At 54.7% G+C, this 15,175-nt stretch carries 20 protein-coding genes and 1 other RNA gene; 12 read left to right on the top strand and 9 right to left on the bottom strand.

Going from position 1 to position 15,175, the window contains the following annotated elements; all coding sequences use genetic code 11:
- Positions 1 to 5: 5 nt before the first annotated feature.
- Positions 6 to 425 (top strand): ATP-binding protein, encoded by a 420-nt coding sequence (locus A3466_RS07430; protein ID WP_082830919.1) that lies wholly within the window; start codon positions 6 to 8, stop codon positions 423 to 425.
- Positions 426 to 527: 102 nt separating this feature from the next.
- Here A3466_RS07430 and A3466_RS07425 read toward each other — a convergent pair whose 3' ends face one another.
- Positions 528 to 932, bottom strand: a complete 405-nt coding sequence (locus A3466_RS07425) for a hypothetical protein (RefSeq protein ID WP_063450056.1) — start codon at positions 930 to 932, stop codon at positions 528 to 530.
- A gap of 143 nt (positions 933 to 1,075) precedes the next feature.
- Between A3466_RS07425 and A3466_RS22240 the strand changes: the two genes are divergently transcribed.
- Positions 1,076 to 1,219 carry a hypothetical protein gene (locus A3466_RS22240; RefSeq protein ID WP_245167740.1) on the top strand — a complete coding sequence of 48 codons (144 nt, stop codon included), beginning with the start codon at positions 1,076 to 1,078 and terminating at the stop codon, positions 1,217 to 1,219.
- Between the two features lie 26 nt (positions 1,220 to 1,245).
- On the opposite strand, the gene ssrA is transcribed toward A3466_RS22240, so the two are convergent.
- Together ssrA and smpB are read right to left on the bottom strand one after the other, a co-directional pair.
- Positions 1,246 to 1,609: a transfer-messenger RNA gene (gene ssrA / locus A3466_RS07420) on the bottom strand.
- 89 nt (positions 1,610 to 1,698) lie between these two features.
- On the bottom strand, positions 1,699 to 2,181 hold the full coding sequence (gene smpB, locus A3466_RS07415; RefSeq protein WP_003863115.1) for an SsrA-binding protein SmpB: 483 nt from the start codon (positions 2,179 to 2,181) through the stop codon (positions 1,699 to 1,701).
- A gap of 156 nt (positions 2,182 to 2,337) precedes the next feature.
- On the opposite strand from smpB, the gene A3466_RS07410 reads away from it, so the two are divergent.
- A complete protein-coding gene (locus A3466_RS07410; protein WP_003863117.1) occupies positions 2,338 to 2,775 on the top strand; it encodes a type II toxin-antitoxin system RatA family toxin in 438 nt (145 codons plus the stop codon).
- Complete coding sequence (locus tag A3466_RS07405) at positions 2,765 to 3,052, top strand: RnfH family protein (protein WP_063450055.1); 288 nt, start codon at positions 2,765 to 2,767, stop codon at positions 3,050 to 3,052. Before A3466_RS07410 ends, A3466_RS07405 begins: the two co-directional genes overlap by 11 nt.
- A 60-nt stretch (positions 3,053 to 3,112) precedes the next feature.
- Here the strand turns inward: A3466_RS07405 and bamE are convergent, their stop codons facing one another.
- The 3 genes from bamE to nadK form a co-directional block, all read right to left on the bottom strand.
- Positions 3,113 to 3,451, bottom strand: a complete 339-nt coding sequence (gene bamE / locus A3466_RS07400) for an outer membrane protein assembly factor BamE (RefSeq protein ID WP_063450054.1) — start codon at positions 3,449 to 3,451, stop codon at positions 3,113 to 3,115.
- 138 nt (positions 3,452 to 3,589) lie between these two features.
- The gene (gene recN, locus A3466_RS07395) at positions 3,590 to 5,251 is read right to left on the bottom strand and encodes a DNA repair protein RecN (protein WP_063450053.1); all 1,662 of its coding nucleotides are present in this window, start codon (positions 5,249 to 5,251) and stop codon (positions 3,590 to 3,592) included.
- 85 nt (positions 5,252 to 5,336) lie between these two features.
- Positions 5,337 to 6,215: an NAD(+) kinase gene (gene nadK / locus A3466_RS07390; RefSeq protein WP_063450052.1), complete on the bottom strand. Its 879-nt coding sequence runs from the start codon at positions 6,213 to 6,215 to the stop codon at positions 5,337 to 5,339.
- 122 nt (positions 6,216 to 6,337) lie between these two features.
- Here nadK and grpE point away from each other — a divergent pair, with 122 nt between their 5' ends.
- A complete protein-coding gene (grpE, locus tag A3466_RS07380; RefSeq protein ID WP_063450051.1) occupies positions 6,338 to 6,931 on the top strand; it encodes a nucleotide exchange factor GrpE in 594 nt (197 codons plus the stop codon).
- A 51-nt stretch (positions 6,932 to 6,982) separates the two neighbouring features.
- On the opposite strand, the gene A3466_RS07375 is transcribed toward grpE, so the two are convergent.
- The gene (locus A3466_RS07375) at positions 6,983 to 8,269 is read right to left on the bottom strand and encodes an HlyC/CorC family transporter (RefSeq protein WP_063450050.1); all 1,287 of its coding nucleotides are present in this window, start codon (positions 8,267 to 8,269) and stop codon (positions 6,983 to 6,985) included.
- A 19-nt stretch (positions 8,270 to 8,288) separates the two neighbouring features.
- Positions 8,289 to 9,080 (bottom strand): cytochrome C assembly family protein, encoded by a 792-nt coding sequence (locus tag A3466_RS07370; RefSeq protein ID WP_003863130.1) that lies wholly within the window; start codon positions 9,078 to 9,080, stop codon positions 8,289 to 8,291.
- Between the two features lie 166 nt (positions 9,081 to 9,246).
- On the opposite strand from A3466_RS07370, the gene ffh reads away from it, so the two are divergent.
- From ffh to A3466_RS07335, 7 genes are all read left to right on the top strand, one after another.
- Positions 9,247 to 10,608, top strand: coding sequence for a signal recognition particle protein (gene ffh, locus A3466_RS07365; RefSeq protein ID WP_003863132.1), 1,362 nt, complete (start codon positions 9,247 to 9,249; stop codon positions 10,606 to 10,608).
- Positions 10,609 to 10,745: 137 nt separating this feature from the next.
- Complete coding sequence (gene rpsP, locus A3466_RS07360; RefSeq protein WP_022649067.1) at positions 10,746 to 10,994, top strand: 30S ribosomal protein S16; 249 nt, start codon at positions 10,746 to 10,748, stop codon at positions 10,992 to 10,994.
- A 15-nt stretch (positions 10,995 to 11,009) separates the two neighbouring features.
- Entirely contained in the window at positions 11,010 to 11,549 is a 540-nt protein-coding gene (gene rimM, locus A3466_RS07355; RefSeq protein ID WP_028014127.1) for a ribosome maturation factor RimM, read from the top strand.
- Between the two features lie 30 nt (positions 11,550 to 11,579).
- The gene (gene trmD / locus A3466_RS07350) at positions 11,580 to 12,347 is read left to right on the top strand and encodes a tRNA (guanosine(37)-N1)-methyltransferase TrmD (RefSeq protein ID WP_014832949.1); all 768 of its coding nucleotides are present in this window, start codon (positions 11,580 to 11,582) and stop codon (positions 12,345 to 12,347) included.
- Between the two features lie 43 nt (positions 12,348 to 12,390).
- Positions 12,391 to 12,738, top strand: a complete 348-nt coding sequence (rplS, locus tag A3466_RS07345; RefSeq protein ID WP_002914145.1) for a 50S ribosomal protein L19 — start codon at positions 12,391 to 12,393, stop codon at positions 12,736 to 12,738.
- 132 nt (positions 12,739 to 12,870) lie between these two features.
- On the top strand, positions 12,871 to 13,275 hold the full coding sequence (locus A3466_RS07340) for a DUF2946 domain-containing protein (protein WP_063450049.1): 405 nt from the start codon (positions 12,871 to 12,873) through the stop codon (positions 13,273 to 13,275).
- 38 nt (positions 13,276 to 13,313) lie between these two features.
- Complete coding sequence (locus tag A3466_RS07335) at positions 13,314 to 14,684, top strand: PepSY-associated TM helix domain-containing protein (protein ID WP_063450048.1); 1,371 nt, start codon at positions 13,314 to 13,316, stop codon at positions 14,682 to 14,684.
- Between the two features lie 2 nt (positions 14,685 to 14,686).
- Here A3466_RS07335 and A3466_RS07330 read toward each other — a convergent pair whose 3' ends face one another.
- Entirely contained in the window at positions 14,687 to 15,169 is a 483-nt protein-coding gene (locus A3466_RS07330; protein ID WP_063450047.1) for an OmpA family protein, read from the bottom strand.
- Positions 15,170 to 15,175 lie beyond the last annotated feature (6 nt).

Below are 15,175 nucleotides of genomic sequence, written 5' to 3'. Positions count from 1 at the left end.
TGACCGTGGCTAACGACATCACGCTTCCCGCCTCGTTAAGCTCAGTCTCGCCGCTCGCGGCGTGGCTTGAACGTCAGATGGCTTCGCTGTCCGTCAGCGATGACTGGCGCTTTGCGCTCGATCTCGCCGCCTGTGAAACGGCAACCAATATTATTCGCCATGCGCTACATGAGGACCCGGAACGTTGCTTCACCGTGGAGTTCATCGCTACCCGCTCGGGCGCGACGCTGCGTTTTACGGATGATGGCGATGCATTTCCTGCTGAACGTCTCGCGGCGGGGCGTGAAGACGTGACGTTCGACGGCTGTCTTTTGGCTGAAAGCGGCAGAGGACTGAAACTCATTTTGCTGTATGCCGATAATTTCACGGTGGAAAACGTTGCAGGGAAAAATATTACCGTTCTGGAGAAGGCGATGGTCGGATAATGTTTGACCGTGGAGAAGGTCTGGTGAGGGACAGTATGTGGGTAATCACAATGGCGCAGTAAACAGCCTGCGCCAGTATCGTGGTTACGGTAATAAAACCAGTCAGGCATCCGCCTGCCATTTCTCCATTATTGCACCGGCCCGACGGGCCGTGGCGGGCAGGAAGTCGGCATCGGCCACGTAGCCATCGGGATCGAGACAGCGATTGTGTTCTCTCGCCTGTTGCAGGATCTCCTCGTTCCATGTGACCTCCAACTGGCCTTTAAAGACCATGATGACCTGAATATCCGGGCACAGGTGTCGGCCCACAACGTGATCCTCAGAAAGACGCAGCCATTCGACGGAAAAACCGTGCGGACTCACGATAGCGGGAGCGGAATCCCGATCCTGTGAAATGCCAAAACAGATGACCGGCGCAATTTCGCCGCCGTGTCCCGGCAGCACCGAATCCAGCAGTCCCTGTGTTGACCAGCAGCGGTCATCGCCGGTTACCGCGCGCTGGCGCATCTCCTCAACGCTGTAGTCGCGCAGCCCGGCAATATAGGCCTCTGACAGCGGCGTCAGGCTGCGGGTAGGAGCTGGCCGCCATCAGCGGTCTGCCGGCAATAACGTTGCCGTGCGGCGTGAGCCGCAAAGGGGTGCCGGTGGGTATGGAGATTTTATCAATGCAGGAGGATGAGGCAGCACTGATGATGCTGGCACTGGCGTGTGAGGGGGCGCTGGGCGGGAGGGGGGATACACAAAAAAGCCCGCAGGGCTTGCGCCGTGCGGGCTTTCAGGACTTCATCGGATGACTCTGGTAATCACCGATGGAGAATTTTGGTGGAGCTGGCGGGAGTTGAACCCGCGTCCGAAATTTCTACATCCTCGGTACTACATGCTTAGTTTGTCTTTACATTCGCACGTCAGCTGCGGACAAACACGCCACTAACGAACTAGCCTGATTAGTTTTAACGCTTCAACCCCAGGCAGGGCTTCCACGCGATCTCTTTTGGGTTTGACCTCTCTTTGATCCCCGTCTTAAGAGCGGAAGCTAGGGAGAGAGGGCTCTTAGCAGGTTATTAAGCTGCTAAAGCGTAGTTTTCGTCGTTTGCGACTATTTTTTTGCGGCTTTTAACGAGGCAAACCGCCCCTCGGCATGCACCTTGGGTTTCGCAAATCCCGTCGAATCCAGAATCAGCCCCAATAGTGTTGAACTCAGTATACCAGATTTTACTTCCTCGATACCAGCCCGAAACGCTAACTTATTGAATAGTACAATAAGTGCGCAGAATCAACGCCCTGCGTTTTTCATGATACGTGCTTTGTCGAGCTGCCACTCGCGTGCTTTCAGGTCAGTACGTTTGTCGTGCTGTTTCTTACCTTTTGCAACGCCGATTTTCACTTTGCACCAGGCGTTTTTCCAGTACAAAGAGAGCGCAACCACGGTAAAGCCTTCCCGGTTGATGCGTCCGTAGAGGGATTCCAGTTCGCGCTTGTTCAGCAGCAGCTTGCGGGTGCGGGTTGGATCACAGACGTAATGTGAAGAGGCAACGGTCAGCGGCGTGAAGTTCGCGCCGAACAGGAAGGCCTCACCGTCTTTCAGGATCACGTAGCTGTCGCCAATGTTGGCTTTCCCGGCACGCAGCGATTTTACTTCCCAGCCCTGCAACGCAAGGCCGGCCTCGAATTCTTCTTCGATGAAATACTCGTGGCGAGCACGCTTGTTGAGCGCAATGGTCGCCGAACCAGGTTTATGTGCTTTTTTCTTCGTCATAAGTGTCGTAAAGCCGTCGGTAATCTGATTTTAAAAAGACACCTCATTGCGTCCTGTGAGGTCTAACGCGCTATCTTAGCACGAGATAAGGCTTAGCGTTTTTTTAACAGGTGATAAATGTTATTATTTGTCTGTTGTGTGACCATGGAAAATGCTATGCCTCAGATTAGCCGTACTGCGCTTGTTCCCTACAGCGCGGAACAAATGTATCAGTTAGTGAACGACGTTCAGTCCTATCCGGAATTTATACCGGGATGCACCGGTAGCCGGGTGCTGGAATCCGGCCCGACGCAGATGACTGCGGCCGTGGATGTCTCCAAAGCGGGGATCAGCAAAACGTTCACCACGCGCAATACCCTGACGAGCAATCAGAGTATTTTGATGCATCTGGTGGATGGTCCGTTTAAAAAACTGATGGGAGGGTGGAAGTTTACGCCGCTGAGCGCAGACGCCTGCCGTATTGAGTTCCATCTGGATTTTGAATTTACCAATAAGCTGATCGAACTGGCGTTTGGCCGTATCTTTAAAGAGCTGGCCTCGAATATGGTTCAGGCGTTCACCACGCGCGCCAAAGAGGTTTACAGTGTCGCATAAGATTGCTGTTGAGGTGGTGTATGCGCTGCCGGAGAAGCAGTATTTGCAGCGCGTGATGCTGGAAGAGGGGGCCACCGTTGAGGCGGCTATCCGGGTCTCCGGCATCCTTGAACTTCGCCGTGATATTGATCTGGCGAAGAATAAAGTCGGCATTTATAGCCGTCCGGTTAAGCTCGGTGATGTGCTGAAAGAGGGCGACAGGGTTGAAATCTATCGTCCACTGATTGCCGACCCGAAAGAGTTGCGCCGTCAGCGAGCAGAGAAATCCGGTAAATAGCCAATAAACGTATACAAAAAAGGTGCTCATTGAGCACCTTTTTGCGTTGCTGACGCCTGATTATTTGGTCAGGGCAGGCTTGTTGTCGATATTGGTTAGCACACCAGCACTGCTGAAGGTCAGCGTCAGGGTTTGCTGGCTCACGTCTTCATGACCAGGCTGCTGGCGGAATACATAGAACCAGGTATTTGTACCGAACGGATCGGACATCATCGGGGTTCCCAGTGCATAAGCGACCTGCTGTTGTGTCATTCCCACACGGATTTTGGACACATCGTTAGGGGTAAGGTAGTTCCCCTGGTTGATGTCAGGACGGTAAACCACTTTCTCCAGAGTGGAACAGCCTGCGGTCAACATCAGAAGAACCGCTGCGGCAGCGGTCAGCGTTTTACAGCGCATAGTGATTTGATTCCTTTTCGGGCCCGAGCAGTACGCGGCTCATATGTAATATGCCGATGATAATAGACCTTGCCCCACTTTGAAACCGGTCTGACGGCGTTTTTGTTGTTCTGTATGACCCTGAGATCCCGGAAAAGTTTATGCCGCCAGCAGTTCTTTCGCATTCGCGAGCGTATTGCGCGTGACTTCACTGCCCCCGAGCAGGCGTGCCAGCTCCTGCAAGCGTGCGCGTTTATCCAGCGGCTTCATGTGTGTTTCCGTCATTTCGCCGTCAGTTTCTTTACTGACGATAAAGTGATGATGACCACAGCCGGCTACCTGAGGCAGGTGTGTCACACACATGACCTGCGTCGATTCACCCAGCTGACGCAGCAGTTTGCCGACAACGGCCGCCGTCGGGCCGCTGATACCCACATCCACTTCATCGAAAATCAGCGCCGGGGTTTCCATTTTACGGGCGGTGATCACCTGAATGGCCAGGGCGATACGCGACAGTTCACCGCCGGAAGCCACTTTCGAAATCGCCTGTAAAGGCTGGCCCGGGTTGGTGGTGACGCGGAACTCAATGCGGTCTGCGCCTTCCGCCGTCAGGTGATTTTCTTCAAAGCGAACGTCGATGGTGAACACCCCGTGCGGCATCGCCAGGGTATGCATGCTGTCGGTAATATGCTGGCTAAGCTCCAGCGCATAGTGTTGGCGCACATCGTGCAGCCGTTTCGCCGTTTCCAGCGCCTGCTGGTGATGAAGATTTACCGCCAGAGACAGGGTTTCGAGGGAATCGGCCTGATCGTCCAGCTGTTGTTGTTCTTCCAGCAGAGACTGATAGTAATTCGGCAGTTCTTCCGGAGTAACGTGATGCTTACGCGCCAGTGAAATCTGACGGGAGATACGTTGCTCAAGTTCGAACAGACGGTTCGGGTCGAGATCCAGCCGTTCACAGTAGTGGCGCAGTTCATCCCCGGCTTCTGAAATCTGAATCGCGGCCTCTTCGAGCATCTCCAGTACGCCAGACAGCTTATTGTCCATGCCGGTCAGCTCGGTAACAAGCTGGCGAACGTTGTACAGCTGGCTCTGCAAGTTCACATCCTCGCCATCTGCCAGCATGTTCAGGGCATTCTGGCTGGTGGAAAGCAGCTGACCGCTGTTGGCCAGACGCTTGTACTCCTCGTCGATTTGCTCAAATTCCCCCGCCTGCGGGTTAAATTCGTTCAGCTCTTTCAGTTGATATTCCAGCAGCTCGGCGCGGGCGGTACGCTCCTGGCTTTGCTGCTGATGCTGCGCAAGTTCGCGGCAGCTTTGATGCCACTGACGATAGTGCTCCGCCATCAGTTGAGTAAGCGCGTACTCACCTGCGTAGCCATCAAGCAGCGCTTTCTGCTGTTCGGGCTTGATTAACTGCTGATGCGCATGCTGACCATGGATCTGGATGAGCAACTGGCCCAACTCGCGAAGCTGGGAAAGAGGGACCGCCGTGCCGTTGATAAAACCACGGGAGCGGCCATCACTGCTGATGACGCGGCGAAGTAAACACTCACGTCCGTCTTCCAGCTGGTTTGCTTCCAGCCAGCGCAGGGCGGCAGGCGTGTCTTTTAACGAGAAGCGGGCGCACAGGTCTGCACGGGCTGCGCCTGTGCGCACCATGTCGCCCTCAGCACGACCGCCGAGGCACAAGCCGAGGGCATCAATGGCAATGGATTTACCTGCGCCGGTTTCACCGGTAATCGCCGTCATTCCGCTATGGAAGTCGATCTCAAGCTCACGAACAATGGCAAAGTTGCTGATGGTCAGTTGTGCCAGCATAATTGTTTTCCTGTATGAAAAACCATAACTGTGTTTGTATACAGTATAAACTGGTTTTATATACAGTAAAGCGCTGGATGCAAAATCAGAACAATTTTTTTGACCAGCCAAGCTTGGAGCTTAATGTATTGAAATAGCTGTAATCTTTCGGGTGAATGAGGTTCAGGTGGTAATCGCAGCGGCGAATGAGTACATCTTCACCTTCCTGAATAGGAAGCGCAATCTGGCTGTCGCAGCTGATCTCCAGGTCGCTGCGGCGATGGGAGAAACGCAGTCGGATGGTGCTGTCGCCGTTGATCACCAGCGGACGCGCCGAGAGCGTGTGCGGGAACATCGGCACTAGGGTTATCGCATCCAGCGATGGCGTCAGGATTGGGCCTCCGGCTGAAAGCGAGTAGGCGGTTGAGCCGGTCGGGGTGGAGATAATCAGCCCGTCAGACCGCTGCGAGAACGCGAAGATTTCGTCGATATAGACTTCGAATTCGATCATGTGCGCCACTTTACCGGGGTGGAGAACCACCTCGTTAATGGCGGTGCTGATGCGCTTCTGGCAGTCCTGCTGACACACCTGGGCTTCCAGCAAAAACCGTTTTTCACTGATATAGTGACCTTCCAGCACGTCCGCCAGCTGCTGCTGCGCATTGTCCGGGTCGAGGTCGGTCAGGAAACCGAGATTGCCACGGTTAATACCAATCACCTTAATATCATAGCGAGCCAGCGTTCGCGCCGCGCCCAGCATATTACCGTCGCCGCCGACCACCACGGCGAGATCCGCCTGCTGGCCAATTTCCGCCAGCGTGCCGGTTCTGACGCTTTTAAGCTGCAACTCCTGGGCGATTTGCTGCTCGACCATCACTTCATAGCCTTTACCACTCAGCCAGCGATACAACATTTCATGTGTCGTCAATGCGGTAGGGTGACGCGGATGGCCGACGATCCCAATACACCTGAAATGATTATTCATGTTCTGGAGGTCCTTGTGCCTGATGAATGATGACAATCTGCCTTGTTCCCTTGAATCCAGGAAACTGATCCCCATAATAAGCGAAGTTAGCGAGATGAATGCAGAAAAACGCGGAGAAATTCATGAGTAGTAAAGAACAGAAAACGCCTGAGGGGCAAGCCCCTGAAGAAATTATCACGGAACAGCACGATGAAGTTGAGGCAGTAGAGCCAGACGCGTCTGCTGAGCAGGTGGACCCGCGCGATGAAAAAATTGCCAACCTGGAAGCTCAGCTGGTAGAAGCGCAGAATCGCGAACGCGATGGCGTACTGCGCATCAAAGCGGAAATGGAAAACCTGCGCCGTCGTACCGAGCTGGACGTTGAAAAGGCGCACAAATTTGCGCTGGAGAAATTCGTCAACGAACTGCTGCCGGTGATCGACAGCCTGGATCGCGCGCTGGAAGTGGCGGATAAAGCTAATCCGGATAACGCGGCGATGATTGAAGGCATCGAGCTGACGCTTAAATCCATGCTGGATGTGGTGCGTAAGTTCGGTGTTGAAGTGATCGCCGATACGGATGTCCCGCTGGATCCAAACGTTCACCAGGCCATTGCGATGGTTGAGTCAGAAGACGTTGCCGCGGGTAACGTGCTGGGCGTGATGCAGAAAGGGTATACCCTGAACGGTCGTACTATTCGCGCTGCGATGGTCACCGTGGCGAAAGCGAAAGCCTAATTTGCTACCTGTAGTGCCGGGTGGCGGCATTCGCCTCACCCGGCCTACCTTCTATTCGGCAATACTTTCCCGAAGTGGCGTAACGGGCAGGACTTTCACCTGCTTAATCATGTTGTCCTGAACGTCCAGAATATCAATATCATACTGTTCAATACGCACACGCGTACCTGCTGCCGGGATCTCTTCCAGCGCTTCCAGAATCATACCGTTCATCGTCCGCGCCTCGTCTTCCGGTAAATGCCAGTTGAACGCTTTATTGATTTCACGAATGTTGGCGCTGCCGTCGATAAGCACTGACCCGTCGTTTTGCGGGGTAACCTCTTCCGCAAGGGAAGGCGACATCGACGTGGTAAAGTCCCCGACAATCTCTTCCAGAATATCTTCCACCGTTACCAGCCCCTGGATGTCGCCGTATTCATCCACCACCAGGCCGACTTTCTTCTTGTTGCGCTGGAACTTCACCAGCTGCGTGCTGAGCGGCGTGCCTTCCGGTACGTAGTAAATTTCGTCGGCGGCGCGCAGCATCACTTCTTTGGTGAACTCGTTTTTCTCGGTCATCAGGCGATAGGCCTCGCGCACGCGCAGCATGCTGATGGCATCGTCGAGGGAATCGCGATAGAGCACGATTCGCCCGTGCGGGGAGTGCGTCAGCTGGCGGACGATCGCCTTCCAGTCATCGTTAATATCGATTCCGACGATTTCGTTTCGCGGCACCATGATGTCGTCAACGCTGACCTTTTCCAGATCCAGAACCGACAGGAGCATGTCCTGATTGCGGCGGGAGATCTGCGAACGGGATTCGTTCACGATGGTACGCAGCTCGTCTTTACTCAGCGCGCTGCTGATGGTGACGTCGGCCTTAATACCGACCATGCGCATCAGCACACGGGTCACCATATTCAGCAGCCAGACCAGCGGCATCATCAGAATAAGCAGCGGCGCTAGCAGGAAACTGCTCGGGTAGGCGACCTTCTCCGGGTAAAGCGCCGCGATGGTTTTGGGCAGCACTTCCGCAAACACCAGCACCACAAACGTGAGCACCCCTGTGGCAATCGCCACGCCGGCGTTGCCGTACAGACGCATCCCGACAATGGTGCCCAGCGCAGAGGCGAGAATGTTGACCAGGTTGTTACCGATAAGCACCAGGCTAATCAGGCGGTCTGGCTTACGCAGCAGCTTTTCGACACGGCGCGCGGCACGGTTACCCTGCTTGGCCCGATGACGCAACCGGTAGCGATTCAGCGTCATCATGCCGGTTTCAGAGCCAGAGAAATAAGCGGAGATGACCACCATGATGACCAGAATGACGATCAGCGTGGTGGTAGAGATGTGTTCCAGGGGGAACTCCTTTTGTTACTTAGCCAGCAAATTGCTGTATGAAGCGGCTACCAAAATAGGCAAGCGTGAGAATGCCGGCACCCGCAACGTTGAACCAGACCACGCGACGACCGCGCCAGCCCTCATGATAATGGCCCCATAACAGGACAATATAGACAAACCACGCAATGATGGAGAGGACTGCTTTATCGATATTCTCCACGCTGAACAGGTTCTTCATATAAAACAAACCTGTGCACAGCGTCAGCGTCAGCAGAACCACGCCGACCTGGGTGATGTGGAACATCTTACGCTCAATCACCATCAGCGGCGGCATTTCGTGGTTAAACGCCAGCTTTTTATTTTTCAGCTGGTAGTCAATCCAGGCGAGCTGCATGGCGTAAAGGGCGGCAATGATCAGCGTCGCGTAGGCGAAAAGCGACAGGCCAATATGCACCAGCATTCCCGGCGTGGCTTCCAGATGGGTAATAAACTCATTAGGCATGAACGTGGCTAACGCCAGGTTGATCAGCGCAAAGGCGTAGACTATCGGCAGCAGCAGCCAGCCGCGATTTTTAGACGCGACAATGGTCATGACCGTACAGATCATCAGGCTGACCAGCGAGCCGACGTTCAGTACGCTCAGGTTTTGCACGCTGCCGTCGCCGGGAATGATGCGTGATTCCAGCGCAAACGCGTGGCTAATCAATGCGATCACCGCCGAAAGAATAGCCATGCGCCGCCAGCCGCTGTTTTTTTGCAGCAGGCCAGGAATGATCAGCGCGAGGCTGACAGAGTAGGCAACAAGGGCGATCAGTGCGAAAACAGGCATATAGGCGTCGACAGTTGTCTTAATAAGAAAGAGAAGCAGTATAACGTTACGTGACGCCTGCTCCAACCGTTGCATAACAACAAAGGCGCCTTCATGTTATACTCCGGCAAAATTCTGTGTATGTGTCGCCCAGGCGACCTAACGTTTCTACCCCAGGCGAGAGACAATGTTTGATAATTTAACCGATCGTTTGTCGCGCACGCTGCGCAACATCAGCGGCCGTGGACGCCTCACCGAAGAGAACATCAAGGAAACGCTGCGCGAAGTGCGCATGGCGCTGCTGGAAGCAGACGTTGCGTTGCCGGTCGTCCGTGATTTTATCAACCGTGTGAAAGAGAAAGCGGTTGGTCATGAAGTTAACAAGAGCCTGACCCCGGGTCAGGAGTTCGTCAAAATCGTTCGTAACGAACTGGTTTCGGCGATGGGCGAAGAGAACCAGGTACTTAACCTGGCGGCCCAGCCGCCTGCCGTGGTGCTGATGGCGGGTCTGCAAGGTGCAGGTAAAACCACCAGCGTCGGTAAGCTGGGTAAGTTCCTGCGCGAAAAGCACAAGAAAAAGGTGCTGGTCGTTTCGGCGGACGTCTATCGCCCGGCGGCGATCAAACAGCTGGAAACGCTGGCTGAGCAGGTTGGCGTGGACTTCTTCCCGTCCGACGTGGCGCAGAAGCCTGTCGATATCGTGAATGCCGCGCTGAAAGAGGCGAAGCTGAAATTCTACGACGTGCTGCTGGTGGATACCGCCGGTCGTCTGCACGTTGACGAAGCGATGATGGACGAGATCAAGCAGGTGCACGCCTCTATCAACCCGGTAGAGACCCTGTTTGTCGTTGACGCCATGACCGGTCAGGATGCGGCGAACACCGCTAAAGCGTTTAACGAAGCTCTGCCGTTAACCGGCGTGGTGCTGACCAAAGTGGACGGTGACGCCCGCGGCGGTGCGGCGCTGTCTATTCGTCACATCACCGGTAAGCCGATTAAATTCCTCGGCGTGGGCGAGAAAACCGAAGCGCTGGAGCCGTTCCACCCGGATCGTATCGCCTCCCGTATCCTCGGCATGGGCGACGTGCTGTCGCTGATCGAAGATATTGAGAGCAAGGTCGACCGCGCGCAGGCGGAAAAACTCGCCAGCAAGCTGAAAAAAGGCGACGGCTTCGATCTGACCGACTTCCTTGAGCAGCTGCGTCAGATGAAAAACATGGGCGGCATGGCAAGCCTGATGGGCAAGCTGCCGGGCATGGGGCAGATCCCGGACAACGTTAAATCGCAGATGGACGACAAAGTGCTGGTGCGTATGGAAGCCATCATCAACTCGATGACGCTGAAAGAACGTGCTAAGCCAGAAATCATCAAAGGGTCGCGTAAGCGCCGTATCGCAGCCGGCTGCGGCATGCAGGTGCAGGACGTTAACCGCCTTCTGAAACAGTTCGACGACATGCAGCGCATGATGAAGAAAATGAAGAAAGGCGGCATGGCGAAGATGATGCGCGGCATGAAAGGCATGATGCCACCAGGATTCCCTGGGCGTTAATCGGCCTTTTACAGCAGACTGAACAACTGCTGATTGCATTTTCCCCAAAAATCAGTAAAATTTTCGGGCTTTTAATATGACACCCGGGCTCCGTTCCTCGATGGGGCCCGGTTGTTTTATTCACACAAGAGGATGTTATGGTAACTATTCGTTTAGCACGTCACGGCGCTAAAAAGCGTCCGTTCTACCAGGTTGTTGTGACTGACAGCCGTAATGCACGCAACGGTCGCTTCATCGAGCGCGTTGGTTTCTTCAACCCACTGGCCTCTGGCGCAGAAGAAGAAACCCGTCTGGATCTGGATCGTATCGCTCACTGGGTTGGCCAGGGCGCTACTGTTTCCGATCGCGTTGCTACGCTGATCAAAGCAGCAAACAAAGCAGCTTAATCTGTCACGGTGGTCATGATGAGCAATAAAGCACCTGTTGAACCGATCGTATTGGGAAAAATGGGTTCTTGCTACGGTATCCGTGGTTGGCTCAGAGTGTTTTCCTCCACTGAAGACGCTGATAGCATTTTTGATTACCAGCCCTGGTTCATCCAGAAAGCCGGTAAGTGGGAAGAGGTCGAGCTGGAAAGCTGGCGTCACCACAATCAGGACATCATCATCAAGCTGAAAGGCATTGACGATCGTGATGCCGCGAATGCGCTGACTAATTGTGAAATTGTCGTGGATTCGTCGCAGTTGCCACAGCTGGAAGAGGGCGACTACTACTGGAAAGACCTTATGGGTTGCCAGGTAGTGACCACTGAAGGCTACAGCCTGGGGAAAGTCATCGACATGATGGAAACCGGGTCAAATGACGTTCTCGTCATTAAGGCAAACCTGAAAGATGCATTTGGCATCAAGGAGCGGCTGGTCCCGTTCCTCGATGGACAGGTTATCAAGAAAGTCGATCTCGCTACTCAAACCATTGAAGTAGATTGGGATCCTGGTTTTTAATTCTCCGGATAAACGGTAAAAGACGGCGCTATGTGGATTGGCATAATTAGCCTGTTTCCTGAAATGTTCCGCGCGATTACCGATTACGGGGTAACTGGCCGGGCAGTAAAGAATGGCCTGCTGAGCATCCAGAGCTGGAGTCCGCGTGACTTTACGCATGACCGGCACCGTACCGTGGACGATCGTCCCTACGGCGGCGGACCGGGGATGCTGATGATGGTGCAACCCTTACGGGACGCCATTCACACAGCAAAAGCCGCGGCAGGTGAAGGCGCGAAGGTGATTTATCTGTCACCTCAGGGACGCAAGCTTGATCAAGCGGGCGTGAGCGAACTGGCGACGAATCAAAAGCTGATTCTGGTCTGTGGTCGCTACGAAGGGATAGATGAGCGCGTAATTCAAACCGAGATTGACGAAGAATGGTCTATCGGCGATTACGTTCTCAGCGGTGGTGAGTTACCCGCAATGACGCTGATTGACTCCGTTGCCCGGTTTATTCCGGGTGTTCTGGGCCATGAAGCTTCGGCAACGGAAGATTCCTTTGCCGATGGATTGCTGGACTGTCCACACTATACTCGTCCTGAAGTGTTAGAAGGGATGGAAGTACCGGCAGTATTACTGTCAGGAAACCATGCCGAGATACGTCGCTGGCGTTTGAAGCAGTCGCTGGGCCGAACCTGGCTTAGAAGACCTGAACTTCTGGAAAACCTGGCTCTGACTGAAGAGCAAGCAAAGTTGCTGGCCGAGTTCAAAACCGAACACGCGCACCAGCAGCATGAACATGATGGGAATGCGTAATACGCTCCCGAATATCAGTTTACCCAGGATAAGAGATTAAATTATGAGCAACATTATTAAGCAACTTGAACAAGAGCAGATGAAGCAGGACGTACCTTCCTTCCGTCCAGGTGATACCGTGGAAGTGAAAGTATGGGTTGTTGAAGGTTCCAAAAAACGTCTGCAGGCATTCGAGGGCGTGGTTATCGCTATTCGTAACCGCGGTCTGCACTCTGCATTCACTGTTCGTAAAATTTCCAACGGCGAAGGCGTTGAGCGTGTCTTCCAGACTCACTCTCCGGTAGTTGACAGCATTGCTGTTAAACGTCGTGGTGCTGTACGTAAAGCTAAACTGTACTACCTGCGTGAGCGTACTGGTAAGTCTGCTCGTATTAAAGAGCGTCTGAACTAAGATTCGCTTAAGCGACATCCTGTTAGAAAGGGCTGGCCGAAAGGCTGGCCCTTTTTTTATCCCATCGCACCTCTCGTGTTAACCCTTCCGTCATAAATCATTTACAATGTTGGCCTCTTGGGTGGAGGATAAGTGGATAACGTACTGCATCAGCATAGATGGAAACGCGCAGCGGCATTGACCGCGCTGTTTGCGATCCTGCTGATCGTCGTGGCGCCGCTGATCTCCGTCTCGCTGCAAAAAGATCCCATGAGCGCGATGCCTGGCATGCACCATGACATGAGCATGATGTCGATGGATGAGCATCACGGCGATATGCCACACACGATGCCGGTTGACCATGCGGAGGCGTGCGGCTACTGCGTGCTGCTGGCGCACGTGCCGGGCGTGATGCTGGCGCTTATCGTTCTGCTCAGCGTGGTGTTGCAGCGGCTGCGGCTGAAGCCGCCACGTCAGGCGGTCAGCCACTGGCACTTCTTCCCCTGGCTTTATCCTGATACCCGCGCGCCGCCGCGGCGGTCTGCTTTCTCCCTTTAAAACAAAATCACTCACTTTTTGCCTTAAAAAGGAAAAGTATGACTACCTGCACTTCGCGCGCGGCATGGGGAAACCTGCTGCGTCGCCTCCATTTCTACATCGGGCTGTTTGTCGGTCCGTTTATCTTCTTCGCCGCGCTGACCGGTACGCTGTATGTGGCAACGCCGCAGCTTGAAAATGCGTTGTACCGTAACGCACTCCACACGGATGCCGTGGGTGATGCGCAGCCTCTTGCTGAACAAATTGCCGTGGCGGAAAACGCCGTGGGTTCAGCGCTGCGTTTACATGCCGTTCGTCCGGGGCTGGAAAAGGGCGAAACGACCCGCGTGATGTTTGCCGACCCGAAGCTTGGTCCCTCCGAGCACCGGGCGCTCTTTGTTGATCCTGTCAGCCTTGAACTACGCGGGGATATGACCGTGTACGGCACCAGCGGGATTTTACCGCTGCGTCAGACTATCGATTATCTGCATACCTCGCTGATGCTGGGCAACCTCGGGCGGCTCTATAGCGAGTTAGCCGCCTCCTGGATGTGGGTTGCTGCCCTGGGCGGTATCGCGCTGTGGTTCTACACCCGGCCAAAGCGCCGCATTAACAACCGTTTCCAGAATCGTCGTCGCCTGCATGTGATGTTAGGCTGGACGCTGCTGGCGGGAATGCTGCTGTTCTCAGCCACCGGTTTAACCTGGTCACAATGGGCCGGGGGTAACGTTGACAAGCTGCGGGCAGAGATGAACTGGCTGACGCCGCAGGTCAATACCCAGCTTTCCGGTGCGCCGGAAATGATGGATGAACACGCCGAACACCGTGGCCATCACGGTGCTATGACGATGCCTGACATGCCGGTCGAGCTGTCGCTTTTTGACAGCGTGTTGCAGGCTGCTCGCCAGTCGGGGATTGATGCGAACAAAGTTGAGATCCGCCCGGCAAAAAGGGCTGACCAGGCATGGACGGTGACGGAAATCGATCGCAGCTGGCCGACGCAGGTTGATGCCGTTGCCGTGGATCCCCACTCTCTGAAGGTGCTGGACGGCAATCGCTTCGAGGATTTTCCGCTGATGGCGAAACTCACCCGCTGGGGCGTCGATTTCCATATGGGGATACTGTTTGGTCTGGCAAATCAGCTGGTGCTCATCGCGTTTGGTGTTGCGCTGTGCGTGCTGATTATCCTGGGATACCGGATGTGGTGGATGCGTCGGCCTGCAACGTCAGCCGCGAACCCGGTCCAGACGCTCTGTCAAAGCTGGCTGGCATTGCCGCTGTGGGGAAGGGGTGTGACCTTGCTGATAAGCGTTCTGCTGGGGCTGGCGTTGCCGGTGATGGGCGTCAGCCTGGCGGTGTTCATTGCGATCGACTGGCTGCGCTGGCGAGCGGCTTCAGGCGTGTCGCTCGCCGGATCATCCGTTAAATAGCCTTATGGCGTGCTGATGACCACCGCAACCCGGCGGTTTTCAGCGCGCCCTTGCGCAGTGCGGTTGCTGCTGACCGGGTATTTTTTACCTAAGCCCCGCGTGGTGAGGTTGCTGCGCGGGATGTTCGCGCCCTTCGCCCAGGCATCCGCCACGACGTTGGCGCGTTTTAACGAAAGCGCTTCGTTGTAGCGCTCTTCACCATAGTTATCCGTATGGCCGTCCATCCGGGCGTGATTCAGACCGGTTGCCGCCAGACGTGAGGCCATAGTCTGGATCTGCGTTTCACTTTCCGGCCGCAGTCTGGCGTCATTTTTATCAAACAGGATCTTATCCGACAGGCCCAGAGACCAGTCGCCGTTCAGTTCGTTAAAGCCGTAGGACTTCATGGCCGCAATTTGCGCTGGTGTGAATTTACCGTCCGGCGTCTGGCACCCGGACATAGCCAGAGATGCCAGTAACAACGGCGCAAAGTATCGCTTTAACATATCGTC

The organism is Enterobacter genomosp. S (genome assembly GCF_001631805.1).
GTDB classification, from domain to species: domain Bacteria; phylum Pseudomonadota; class Gammaproteobacteria; order Enterobacterales; family Enterobacteriaceae; genus Enterobacter; species Enterobacter quasihormaechei.
Note: the sequence above shows the minus strand (reverse complement) of the source record. Positions and strands in the feature narration are given on the sequence as shown.